This is a genomic window from Fastidiosibacter lacustris, from assembly GCF_003428155.1.
GTDB lineage: Bacteria > Pseudomonadota > Gammaproteobacteria > Francisellales > Francisellaceae > Caedibacter > Caedibacter lacustris.
Window position 1 is genome coordinate 96,176 of sequence record NZ_QLIR01000001.1, and the last position, 12,560, is coordinate 108,735.

At 35.5% G+C, this 12,560-nt stretch carries 12 protein-coding genes; 8 read left to right on the forward strand and 4 right to left on the reverse strand.

Going from position 1 to position 12,560, the window contains the following annotated elements:
- The first annotated feature begins 223 nt into the window (after positions 1-223).
- The 3 genes from DNJ77_RS00445 to DNJ77_RS00455 all read left to right on the forward strand — a co-directional run bounded on the left by DNJ77_RS00445 (position 224) and on the right by DNJ77_RS00455 (position 2,921).
- Positions 224-751 (forward strand): chorismate--pyruvate lyase family protein, encoded by a 528-nt coding sequence (locus DNJ77_RS00445; protein ID WP_116963026.1) that lies wholly within the window; start codon positions 224-226, stop codon positions 749-751.
- A 9-nt stretch (positions 752-760) separates the two neighbouring features.
- Positions 761-1,594 (forward strand): 4-hydroxybenzoate octaprenyltransferase, encoded by an 834-nt coding sequence (gene ubiA / locus DNJ77_RS00450; RefSeq protein ID WP_116963027.1) that lies wholly within the window; start codon positions 761-763, stop codon positions 1,592-1,594.
- Positions 1,595-1,691: 97 nt separating this feature from the next.
- A complete protein-coding gene (locus tag DNJ77_RS00455) occupies positions 1,692-2,921 on the forward strand; it encodes a linear amide C-N hydrolase (RefSeq protein WP_157966526.1) in 1,230 nt (409 codons plus the stop codon).
- Here the strand turns inward: DNJ77_RS00455 and DNJ77_RS00460 are convergent.
- On the reverse strand, positions 2,914-3,510 hold the full coding sequence (locus DNJ77_RS00460) for a superoxide dismutase (protein WP_116963029.1): 597 nt from the start codon (positions 3,508-3,510) through the stop codon (positions 2,914-2,916). The two genes, DNJ77_RS00455 and DNJ77_RS00460, sit on opposite strands and share 8 nt — an antisense overlap.
- 109 nt (positions 3,511-3,619) lie before the next feature.
- Between DNJ77_RS00460 and grxD the strand changes: the two genes are divergently transcribed.
- From grxD to DNJ77_RS00485, 5 genes are all read left to right on the forward strand, one after another.
- Entirely contained in the window at positions 3,620-3,958 is a 339-nt protein-coding gene (grxD, locus tag DNJ77_RS00465; protein WP_116963030.1) for a Grx4 family monothiol glutaredoxin, read from the forward strand.
- Positions 3,959-4,061: 103 nt separating this feature from the next.
- A complete protein-coding gene (locus tag DNJ77_RS00470) occupies positions 4,062-5,030 on the forward strand; it encodes a lipoyl protein ligase domain-containing protein (protein ID WP_116963031.1) in 969 nt (322 codons plus the stop codon).
- A 349-nt stretch (positions 5,031-5,379) separates the two neighbouring features.
- Positions 5,380-6,330 (forward strand): ribose-phosphate pyrophosphokinase, encoded by a 951-nt coding sequence (locus DNJ77_RS00475; RefSeq protein WP_116963032.1) that lies wholly within the window; start codon positions 5,380-5,382, stop codon positions 6,328-6,330.
- 113 nt (positions 6,331-6,443) lie between these two features.
- On the forward strand, positions 6,444-6,734 hold the full coding sequence (gene rplY, locus DNJ77_RS00480; RefSeq protein WP_116963033.1) for a 50S ribosomal protein L25: 291 nt from the start codon (positions 6,444-6,446) through the stop codon (positions 6,732-6,734).
- A 179-nt stretch (positions 6,735-6,913) separates the two neighbouring features.
- Complete coding sequence (locus DNJ77_RS00485; protein WP_116963034.1) at positions 6,914-8,185, forward strand: cation:dicarboxylate symporter family transporter; 1,272 nt, start codon at positions 6,914-6,916, stop codon at positions 8,183-8,185.
- Between the two features lie 345 nt (positions 8,186-8,530).
- Here DNJ77_RS00485 and DNJ77_RS00490 read toward each other — a convergent pair whose 3' ends face one another.
- The 3 genes from DNJ77_RS00490 to glmS form a co-directional block, all read right to left on the reverse strand.
- Positions 8,531-9,949 carry an exodeoxyribonuclease I gene (locus DNJ77_RS00490; protein ID WP_116963035.1) on the reverse strand — a complete coding sequence of 473 codons (1,419 nt, stop codon included), beginning with the start codon at positions 9,947-9,949 and terminating at the stop codon, positions 8,531-8,533.
- A gap of 65 nt (positions 9,950-10,014) precedes the next feature.
- Entirely contained in the window at positions 10,015-10,683 is a 669-nt protein-coding gene (gene tsaB / locus DNJ77_RS00495; RefSeq protein WP_116963036.1) for a tRNA (adenosine(37)-N6)-threonylcarbamoyltransferase complex dimerization subunit type 1 TsaB, read from the reverse strand.
- The gene (gene glmS, locus DNJ77_RS00500) at positions 10,683-12,530 is read right to left on the reverse strand and encodes a glutamine--fructose-6-phosphate transaminase (isomerizing) (protein ID WP_116963037.1); all 1,848 of its coding nucleotides are present in this window, start codon (positions 12,528-12,530) and stop codon (positions 10,683-10,685) included. Before glmS ends, tsaB begins: the two co-directional genes overlap by 1 nt.
- Between the last annotated feature and the right edge of the window lie 30 nt (positions 12,531-12,560).

Genomic DNA, 12,560 nt, shown 5'->3' on the forward strand with positions numbered 1-12,560 from the left:
GTAAGCTAAAACATCAATATTTAAATATATAGATGCTTATTACAAAACAAAAAGAAAGCATTTAACGATAAATTACATGACTCCAAAACAGTTTGAAGATATCGAAAATTCAAAAGTGTCCCAAATTCATGGGTTAGATCAAAATTTCCTTTATTGCTATTGGTCATAATTAATATTATATGGTATTCTTAGCACAAATTTTTTCTTAGTTATATTTAGGTTAATGATAAACACCTGGAAAACAAAACAAGACTTGGAGCTTGATCCTAATCTTGAATATTGGCTCTTTAGTGTTAAAAGGCTAGGATCCACCTTGGCACACTATGCACCATTCTTAGAGTTAAGCTGTATTAATGAATATGATGGCAAAATCGATGATGATGAGCTTTTACTCCTGAATCAACACGATAAAAATTGTCGTATTCGCTTAATCAAACATCATCGAAATAATGAAGTTCTTGTTTTTGGGCGTACCGTCATACCGAAAGAAACCTACCTTAGTTATCAAAACCTATTTGATACACTAGGTAATAACTCAATTGGTGAGCATTTTTTATTTCGTGAATCCAATATCAAACGCAGTGATTTCTATGCTTGGTATTGTCCAGCTGATATTGTTAAACACAAGCTCCAATTGCCAACGAATACTATTGATACGCCATTATGGGTACGAGCTTCAATTTTTGAGCTCCCCAATAAGCAAAAACTTCTGATCGAAGAGTTTTTTATTGAGCTTTTTAAGCTCAATTAGGGTAAGTAAATGAAGGCTTATTTTTATTTAATGCGATTTCATCGTCCTCTTCCAATCCTGATTATTTTATACCCCACCTTATGGGGTTTATTTTCTGTTACTCATGGGTTACCTCCGCTTAAACTTATTGTTATTTTTATACTAGGAGCCATTACAATGCGAACTGCTGGTTGTGTTTTTAATGATATTGCTGATCGCAATTTTGATGGTGCAGTTGAGCGTACTGCTATGCGTCCAATTGCAACAGGTCTAATTTCTGTTAAGCGTGCTTCTTTTCTTGGTTTGTTTTTATTGATCTTTGCTTTTGTTTTAGTTTTACAACTTAATTTTCTAACCATTTTACTTTCTTTTGTTGCCGTTGCACTTGCCTTAACCTATCCCTTGTTTAAACGATTTTTTGCCTTACCACAACTTGCCCTGGGATTTGCTTTTAACTTTGGCATTATCATGACCTATACGGCTGTTCAAAATAGTATTCCTCCCACTGCTTGGCTTTTATACTTTGCCTCTATTTTTTGGACAATTGCTTACGACACAATGTATGCGTTTGCTGATAAGACTTACGACCTTGCACTTAATTTAAAATCCTCAGCCATTACCTTTGGTAAACATAATCTAATGGCTGTCATTCTGGCTCAACTTTTAATGCTCATATGTCTAAGCCTATTTAGCTATTTCAACGACTTTAATATATTGTTTTACTTAGCATTAGTAATTGTGATGATATTATTTTTTTATCAACACCAAACTTGGCACAAAGGTGGCATCCATAATTGTATAAAAGCCTTTTCTGATAATCATTGGGTTGGGATGATTATTTTTATCGCAATTCTAATCCAATAACTCCTATTTTTCAGTTTAAGACGCTATACTAAATAGCTAATAAGGCACCAAAACAGGACGTTAATATGTGATGTGCAAACTCAGTGTATTAATTACAATGCTTATAAGTACTCCAGCAATTACATGCACCGATATATTTATTAATAAAGAACCTTATCACATCACTGCACGCACGCTTGATTTTCCACTTAAACTTTATGCTAAGAATTTCAATGCCTACAGTTGGTATCAAAAAATTTTTCAAACCGATATCAATTTAACAAAAATTATTCACCGTGCTTTTAGCTATTATAAAGGTTATATTGATGTTGAAAATACGACGAATATCATTGTTAACATCGATAATATTCCCAAGGACAAATTAGCTTATTGGTATAATAAATATGGCTACTTTGGTCGACTTGGTTTTATTGGCAATACATTGACAGATGGTATCAATACTCAAGGTGTTGCTGTTTCTGCACTTTACTTACCAGGTAGCATACAACCCAAATACAATCCGAATGACAAACGCCCTGCATTGGGCATTTATGATCTGTCTAACTTTGTTTTAGGTATGGCAGATTCAACTGCTGAAGCTTTAACCCTTATTCGTCACTATCAATTAGTAGAGTCTGCAATGTTAGCCATAAATGGTTTATATATTAAAGATATACCATTACATATGGTTATTCGTGATAAAACAGGGCACAGTGCAGTCATTGAGTTTTTAGATGGTAAAACAATGGTCTATGATCATGCCCAGAATGTGCTAACAAATGCTCCTGACTATGAATGGCACCTCAAACATCTTGAACATTATCAAAGCTTAAATGATCAAGGAGATCAGCAAAACAATATATTTGCACAATACATTCCACAATACCGTACTATTTTTGAAAATGCTCAACCTGAAGATGCAGGACTTCTCGGCTTACCAGGAGACTACACTTCTGCTTCACGCTTTGTGCGAGCTACAACTCTAATCAACCAATTACCTATACCTAAAAACAGTAATGACGCGCTCTATCATGCTGATGCTATCCTTGCAACCATTACTGTTCCCTATTACGAAGCAACCGCAACGTTATGGCAATCTATTAAAGATCTAGATCACACACTCATATACTATCGAGATATTTTGTACTATGAAGGTGATGAAATTAAACCGAATACACTTAATAACGGTTTTGTTGAATACGATTTAAAATCGATGAGTTTTATTGCTCAAACTGCTGAAGAAAAAAACAGTGGGATCACACCTACCGATAAGCAGGATATATTAGGTGTATTATCAATCAACGCTATCCCATATTTAAATAATGCTAAAAATCTTGGATTTAATTAACTGATTTTGCAAATTGCTTAGCAACAAAGTCCCAATTAATAATTTTCCAAAACTCATCTACATACTTAGGACGTGCGTTACGATAATCAATATAATACGCATGCTCCCAAACATCACAGGTTAAAATTGGAACGTGACCTTCTGTTAATGGACAACCTGCATTACTTGTGCTTACAAGTTCAAGCTCACCAGCTTTAGTTTTAACTAACCACGCCCATCCAGAGCCAAAAGTAGTAATTGCTGTTTTGTTAAATGCTTCTTTAAATCCATCAAAGCTGCCAAATTTCTTCTCAATTGCAGTAAGTAATTTACCTTCTGGCTTTGCTTTAGCATTAGGTGTCAAACAGTTCCAATAAAACGTATGATTCCAGATCTGCGCTGCATTATTAAATACAGCACCTTTTGAGCTTACTATAATCTCTTCTAATGATTTATTCACCAATGCCTTATGTTCGTCTGTGGTAAGTAAGTTATTTAAATTAGTTACATATGCTTGATGGTGTTTACCATAATGATATTCAATTGTTTCTTCTGAAATGATAGGTGCTAATGCATTTTTTTTATAAGGTAACGTTGGTAATTCAAACATTTATTGCTCCTTAAGTTTATTGACCGAAAGTCGGAAAATGATATGATGTACGGGCAATATAATACTAATCTTGTACCTTTTCAAGTTTAGATAACCAAAGGATAGCCAAATGAATACATATCAAGATTTTGATGAACAAAAAGTAATCGAAACTATCAAATCACAAATTACTGAAAACAGTATTTTGTTATATATGAAAGGCACACCTAAAATGCCTCAATGCGGCTTTTCAGCACACGCTGTCGCTGCAATTCAAGCTTGTGGTAAACCTTTTGCCTTTGTCAATATACTAGAGAATCCAGATATTCGTGCTGTTTTGCCAAAATATGCCAACTGGCCAACTTTCCCACAATTATATGTCAATGGTGAATTAATTGGCGGTTGTGACATCATTCTAGAAATGCACGAAGCTGGTGAATTGCAACAAGTACTAAATCAAGCTAAATAAGGTTAGTGTGTTCAAGATACCTATCATAAACTATTAGTTTTATTCAGTCATTTTTCCTACAATCTATAACTTATAAAATACATAAAAGATACTTACTCATTATATGAACGTATATGTTGCAACAAGTTATGACCCTTTTTACAACTTGGCTGTTGAAAATTGGCTTTTCCGCGAAATGTTAACTGACTCGGCTATTCTGTATTTGTGGCAAAATAAACCCTGTGTTGTGATTGGTCGTGCACAAAATCCATGGCGTGAGTGTAATATTGATGCACTTAATGAAGATCACATCCCAATTATTCGCCGTCAAAGTGGTGGCGGCACGGTTTATCATGACTTAGGCAATTTAAATTACACAATTATGGCACCTGCCAATCACTATGATAAACACGCAAATTTACAGCTTATTGTGAGTATATTAGCAGCCTTCAACGTTAAGGCATATATCTCTCCACGCAATGATATTTTTGTCCATCATCACAACCATGACTATAAAATATCGGGTAGTGCTTTTCGCGAAACAAAAGATCGATCGTTTCATCATGGCACTTTATTGATCAATACTGACACCTCGAAATTATATCAGTATCTTCATCACAAAATTGATGATGCGCTTATCACAAAAGGCGTATACTCTAAACGCTCAATGGTTATTAACTTAAAGGAGATAGATAATAACATATGTCCTAAGCGTATATGTGAAGCTTTCTTAACTCGCTTTAATACCCATATTACATATCTGCCTAATAACTTAAATCAGATGCTTATTGCAGAGGAAATGGAAAAATTACACACTTGGGAGTGGCGTTTTGGTAAAACACTTCCTTTTAATCATAGTATGACATTAAATGGTAATCACTTCACACTTGAGGTTAAAAATGGTCAATTAATCTCAATTAAAACAAGTGATATGCAGTCCTATTCAAATCTCGTCACCTGGGTGAGTCAAGGTAAGCCATCCTATACTAAACAAAGCTTTAAACCAACATCCAATATGGACTTTACTGCACAAGAGAGACTATTATTACAGTTTCTATACGATAATATACCGACTGTATTCGGAAGCATGTAATGAATTAAATATACATAAGTGATGTAGGCTATTTATTCTCGTGCTTATCCCTTATTTTTCAAAAAGCTATCAAGTGTGTTATACCATTATTTGATTTACTTTAAAGGTTATCACTTTCATTTCTTTATGGTGGTTTTTTTATCAAAATGTGCCGTAAAGAACCTTCCTTATAAGGAAGGGAGTGTATGTCAAATTTACATGAGCTTAGCTTATGGTGGTATGACAAAGATTTATGTTTGGCATTAACATAACGCCAAGGTAAATTTCTGAAAAAAATCTTTATATTTTCCAAAAATTGGGTATATTGCTCTAAGCAAACTCAAGCCAAGCTTATTTTAAGGTTTTATCCATGTCGGATTTGATGCTTTTTAGTGGTCGCGCAAGCAAACAACTTACTGAAGAAATCTCTCATTTTTTAGGTGTACAAGTAGGACGAGCTACAGTTTCTGCCTTTAGCGATGGTGAAAGTCATATTGAAATTATCGATAATGTCCGTGGTCGTGATGTTTTTATTGTTCAATCAACTTGCCCACCTACTAACGACCATATCATGGAGCTTATGTTTTTAACTGATGCACTGCGTCGCTCATCAGCAGGACGCATCACAGCAGTGTTGCCATATTTTGGCTACGCAAGGCAAGATCGACGTGTACGTTCTTCACGTGTCCCTATTTCGGCTCGTGTCGTTGCTGATATGCTAACAGGGGTTGGCATTGATCGTTTATTAACAGTTGATATTCATGCTGAGCAGATTCAAGGTTTTTTTAATATTCCATTGGATAACGTATATGGCACACCTATTTTACTCGATTATATCCGCTCACGTCGTTTAGAGAATCCTATAGTTGTGTCACCTGATATTGGAGGGGTAGTAAGAGCAAGAGCATTAGCTAAGGCACTTAACACCGACCTTGCCATTATTGACAAGCGTCGCCAAAAAGCCAATGAATCTGAGGTTATGAATATAATTGGTGATATTACAGACCGTCATTGTTTGATAGTTGATGATATCGTTGATACTGCGGGCACCTTATGTAAAGCAGCTCACGCTTTAATTGAGCATGGTGCTCACAAAGTTTCGGCTTACTGTGTCCATCCCGTTCTATCTGGTAACGCTATTGAGAACATTGAGAGTTCGGTATTAGAGGAGTTAGTTGTTACCAACTCTATTCCACTACATTGTGCTGCTGCAAAATGTAAAAAAATCAAGACACTATCATTAGCACCAATGCTATCTGAAGCGATTCGTCGTACAAATAATGAAGAATCGATTAGCTTAATGTTCTCTGACCTCATTTAATTGTTAACATTTATATCCTTCTCTGTTACAATGCTGCGGCTGTATTCGTTAGGGTCGCATGACGTATGCACGTATTTTGAGTTAAACGAATTATTTTATTTAAGGAAAATAACATGACTGAATTTACATTCCAAGCGGAATTAAAAACTGAAAAAGGTACAGGTGCGAGCCGCCGCCTACGTAAAGCAGATAAAATTCCTGCTATTATCTATGGGAAAGGCGCTGAAGCACTTTTGATTACACTTGAACACGACAAAGTTTTACATGCTGCTAAGAACAAAGCATTTTATGATGGAATAGTAACAATACATGTCGATGGTAAAAACGAAAACGTTAAAATTCAAGCCTTACAAAGGCATCCATTTAAACCAAAAATTCTTCACGCAGATTTTATACGCGTATAGTTATTGATACCGTGATGGATCTATGCCATCTTTATTTATTGTTTGGTAACTGGAATAAAGTTATTTCTCTGACTATCTAAAAAGACATAATAAAAAAATGAACGATTATCTGTTTAATTTTTTTATTATGTTTCACAATGAGTCTATTCATAATTCACAGCCAATGGAGCATATTTTAAGTGTCAATTATTGTCTTTTTTACCATCTTAGGTATATTGGGTTTAGCACAGACCTATAAAGTCAGCTTTAATATTCGAGTCTTGGGGTCTCTTATCGTTGGTATAATTTTTGGGCTTGTGTTACAGCAATTTAATGACTCGTATTCCGGTGACAACTTACATAGTTTGCTTGACCTTATTAGTGATACTTATATCAGCCTCTTAAAAATGCTGATCATTCCTTTAGTATTTACGGCAATCATCAATGCGATTGTTAATCTGCGCCACCATCAAGGCAGCTATTTAATCAAGATCGTTACGAAGACCGTTGTTGTAATTCTACTTTTAACGGGCATTAGTGCAGTTATTGGTGGTTTTATTGGCTCACTGATGCACATAGGCTCTGGAGTGGCTTTTTTAGGTGTACTTGAAACTTCTGAGTCTCACAGTATAGTTAGTACAATTACAGGTATGTTACCAAGCAACCCAGTTACAGCGATGGCAAACAATAATGTGATTGCAGTTGTTATTTTTGCTGCTTTACTTGGCTTTGCAACTTTAAAATTACACCAACAAGAAAAAGAAATAGCCTTAGCTTTCATCAATTTTATTCACTCCGCATTTTTCGTTGCAAAAAAACTAGCTAGTATGATTATCGCATTAACACCTTACGGTGTATTTGCGCTTATGAGTTCAATGATGCTTAATTATGGTCTAAGTACTTTATTAGAAATGCTCAACTTTATTACTGCTATGTATATCGCGATGAGTATTGTGATGCTCCTCCACACGATACTCATCAGCTTGTGTGGGGTCAATCCGATTCATTACTATAAGAACGTTTGGCGTGCGCTACTTGTTGCATTTACCACTCGCTCAAGCTTTGGTACGCTTCCGGTCACCATGGATGCACTTGGCAATCGTTTGAAACTCTCTGAAAGCGTGTCAAACTTTACCCCCAGCATTGGTGCGACAATTGGGATGAATGCTTGTGCTGGGATTTATCCTGCCATGCTTGTCGTGATGACTTTAGCAATTATGGGGCAACCCGTTACTTGGCAAGTTATTCTATTAGTGGGCGCAATTAACATGATTGCATCCTTTGGTGTATCTGGTATTCCTGGTACCGCATTTATTGCAGCAGGTGTGACCTTTTCTACATTAGGACTACCTTTTAATATCATAGCTTTAGTTCAAGGGATTGACCCCATTATTGATATGGGGAGGACAGCAACCAATGTGAATGGTGTTATGACAACCGCTGTTATTACCGATAAAACAACGCGTTCATGAAAGATAAATTTATAAGTTAATTAAATTATAAGTACAAAGAAGCTTGAGCCTGTAATGCGCAAAACTTCTTATATTCTGTTTTAAACGTTTGCCACGTTGATCTTTTTCCTGCTGTTTTTCTTACCTGCTTGGTCATAATCGTATCTCCTATTATTTTCAACTTTTTGATCTTTCGATCAATTTACATTATAACTAAGCATTTATAAAAAGCAGTTTCAGCTATGTTTCACTGTGTATGGTTCTTGATACGTTAAATTAACACATCACCTTGCAATACTCTATTTAATGCTCTGCTAAGCATTTGGTTTGTTACTCTGTTCATGTTTCTTTTTAAAGCTTTCCTTATCACAAGGACAAATATGACTCTAGCTCAGCCAATAAACTGAATTGCTCCTCAGTCAAATTCTCTTCTTGCAATGTTTGTATACGCTCATAGATTTCTGGTATAGACACTTTGCGTTCACCTTTGTAGTCAATAGGCATATTTTCTATATCATAACTGGCAATCCGTTCAAGGTACATTTGAAACTCTTCTTGCATTGCTAGTGGTAACTTTTCTGGATTCATGCGTCCAATTATTCGTAAAGCGCGTTCATAATAAGAGCGATTCATTTTTGGCATAAGTTTGATCTTTTGTTCAATATCACATTTATGAAAATATTCACATAAATTCTGTTCTGCATAGTTCATAAAACCTGCTTGATATAAAGAAGCATCAACGTCAACATTTTCTATTTCAGGATATTTAAAGTCTAAAGTGTAGTCTCTTATTTCAGTCAAAATCCTTGGATTTTGTTGTAAGAATGCTTTATTTTCCTTTATTTTTTGAATACGCTCATCCGATAGGTGAGCTAAAAATCGCTTTTTAGCAGGTAATATTAACGGCAAATCACCCCATTTCTTATTAATGGTAAGAAAATGTTCGTGTATGTTTTGTGTGGTCACCTCTTGCAAATCAGTATAATCTAAACGCAAAAAACACCACTGATTCTTGTAGTGCCAATGTTGTCCCAAGTTTAACACTGGCAAAATAAAACGTTCATTGTAACCAAATCTCCCTGAAACCATAAGGGCTTGCTGGTATGATTCATGTGCAACTTCTAAACCAATATCTAATAAAGACAAAATTTTTTGATCTTCTGTTTTATTAAAGTGCTCAATTAAATACTCCCACACCTTAGGCTGATGTAATTTGAATCTTCGAGCTAATTCTAAAGTTACGATCACATCGGTAATTGCATCATGGGCACGTCCTTCTTTATACAAGCTATTTTGTGTATTTAAATTCTCGAGCTTAAGTGATACCTTACCTTCTTTATCTAAAGGCCAACTTAATACATTTTGTGCAAACAGATAATAAGCTGTGGCAATAGGGTATAAATCCACTCGCACACAACCATTTTTATACTGATGGTCATAAGCAGAAAACAGGTTTTTAAAAAATGCAAACCGTAAAAACTCATCGTCAAATGTTAAAGTGTTATAGCCTAAACTAATCGTATCAGGCGTATTAAAAAGCGAGTGTATTTTCTTAATAGCTTCATACTCATACATACCACTATTTGACTTTTCAATTGAAATATGATGAGTAATTGAAGCCTCTGGAGTTGGGATTGTATCTGGATTGAGCCTAACAAAAAAATCATAACGCTCTAGCTCATTAAGTGATTCATCGGTACGGATAGCGGCAAATTGGAGAATTTGATCAAAGCATTTATTAATGCCTGTTGTTTCTAAATCATAAAAAAGGTAGGTTTTAGCCATTTATGTTTTCACTTCTTCTCAGGATAGCTAAAGAGTGTAATCGCTTTATAAAACGATGTCAGCGTTTACACATGGATTTTCTTCCATTGTGATGTACCTTGCAAATAAATAGGCATCACCTGTTGATTTAAGCGATTTTCATCTTTTTTACTTTGATATTCAGTCAGTATTGCTTCATACAAATGCTGAGTATCTGGGCAGTAACCTTGAATATCGGGTTTAATTCCCAAACCTTCAATACAATCACCTACCACTAAGCTTAACGGTTTATCAGTAGACATTGCCTTAAGTACATCCTGTTTAAAGCAATCTTCAGATTTAATTTCTAAAATGTTTTTTAGTTTATTAAAGGAATACTGACCACAATATACGTCTGCCATACGCGCATCTAAAATAACGGAAATTAAATGTGCTTTTGTCTTATGATACGCATCTAATGCTATAGCATACATAGAAGAAAAGCCAACAACAGGTTTATCTAGTGCTAATGACATCGCTTGCATAACAGCTGCTGACAATCTGACACCAACAAAACTGCCAGGCCCTACACCATATGCCAATAGATCAATTGCCGTTTTTTGAATCTTTGCTTGACTAATTAACTCATTAATCATTGGTAACAGGTACTCATTATGTTCACGAGGAATATTTCTCGTTTGAGTAAAGAGTGCATCTTTCACAAATAATGTCACCGAACAAAAAGAGCTTGATGTATCAATTGCAAGAATATTCATTATTCCACCGTAACTGACTTAGCCAAATTGCGCGGCTGATCGACATCAGTACCTTTTTGTACGGCAACGTGATACGAAAACAGTTGAAGTGGAATTGTAAATACAATAGGTGCAAGGACTTCTGGTATTGAATCGATAACAAATGTATGCTTAGAGTCAATCTGTAATGATTGACTAATGGCATGGTCAGCAAACACATACAATTCACCGCCTCTAGCTTGCACTTCTTGTAGATTACTTTCTAGTTTCTCTAATAACGCATCATTAGGTGCTACCGCAATAATGGGCATTTCTTTATCAACTAAAGCTAAAGGCCCATGCTTTAACTCACCAGCAGGATAGGCTTCAGCATGAATATAGGAGATCTCTTTTAACTTTAATGCACCTTCCAGTGCCACGGGATATTGCATGCCTCTACCCAAAAATAAAGCATGCTGCTTCTCAACAAAATTATACGATAATTGTTCAATCTCTTTATCAAGTGACAATACTTTTTTTATAATCTCTGGTACTTTTTTTAATGCTTTTAATATCTCTTGTTCTTTTGTTTTTGTGAGTGTTTGTTTTGCCTTTCCTAAAGCGACTGCAAACAAGATAAAAGCAACAAGTTGAGTGGTAAACGCCTTAGTCGAAGCAACCCCCATTTCAATACCCGCTTGGGTCATAAACACCAAGTCCGCTTCTCGCACCATTGAACTATTTGGCATATTACAAATTGCTAATGTTTTAAGGTAACCACATGTCTTTGCCTGACGAAGTGCAGCTAATGTATCAGCAGTTTCTCCAGATTGGGAAACAGTTATAAATAAACTATTTTTAGTCACAACGGAATTTCGATATCTAAACTCACTTGCAATTTCAATGTCAACGCTTACCTTAGCATATTCTTCGATCCAATATTTAGCAACAAGTCCTGCATGAAAACTGGTACCACAAGCAACGATTTTCACATGCTCTACTTGGGAAAAAAGCAAATTTGACTCAATACCAAACTTATCAACAATTATCTCATTATCAAAACTAATGCAGTTTGAAAAAGTATTTGCAATCACTTGCGGCTGTTCAAAAATCTCTTTTTGCATATAATGCTTGTATCTTCCTTTTGACGCAGCATCTTGTATTTGATCCAGTTCTTTTATTTCAAGTTGCTTTGAAACGCCACTATGATCATAGATCTCTATTTTCCCTTGCTCAATAAGTACCATATCTCCTTCGTCTAAAAAGGCAAAACGGTTAGTAACAGGAAGCAAAGATAAAGTGTCAGAAGAAATAAAGTTTTCACCAATGCCATAACCAATTACAATGGGTGAACCTGAACGAACAGCTACTAGGCTATGTGGAAAATCCACGTGCATCACCGCAAGTCCATATGCCCCTTTTAGTTTTTTAATTACAGCATGAACATTTGTGATAAAGTCCTTATTTTTATCCCAACTTTTTTCAAGTAAATGCACTATGACTTCAGTATCAGTTTGCGATTGAAACTGCACACCTTGTGCAATAAGCTCAGTTTTTAACTGCATAAAATTTTCAATAATGCCGTTGTGCACAATTGCAATTTTACCGGATCCGCTCAGATGTGGGTGTGCATTATTCTCAGATGGTTCACCGTGTGTTGCCCAACGTGTGTGTGCTATACCTGTTATGCCTTTTAAATTTTTATCTTGAGTTGTTTTATCCACTAAGACTTGAACTTTTCCCAACGCTCTTTTGCGCTTGATCTTGCCATCTGCAACGATTAATGCTACACCTGCTGAGTCATAGCCACGATACTCTAAACGCTTTAAACCTTCTAATAAAATAGCCAATACATTTCGCTCAGAAACAGCGCCAATGATTCCACACATTTTGTTTTCCTAATTTATTTTGTTTACGAT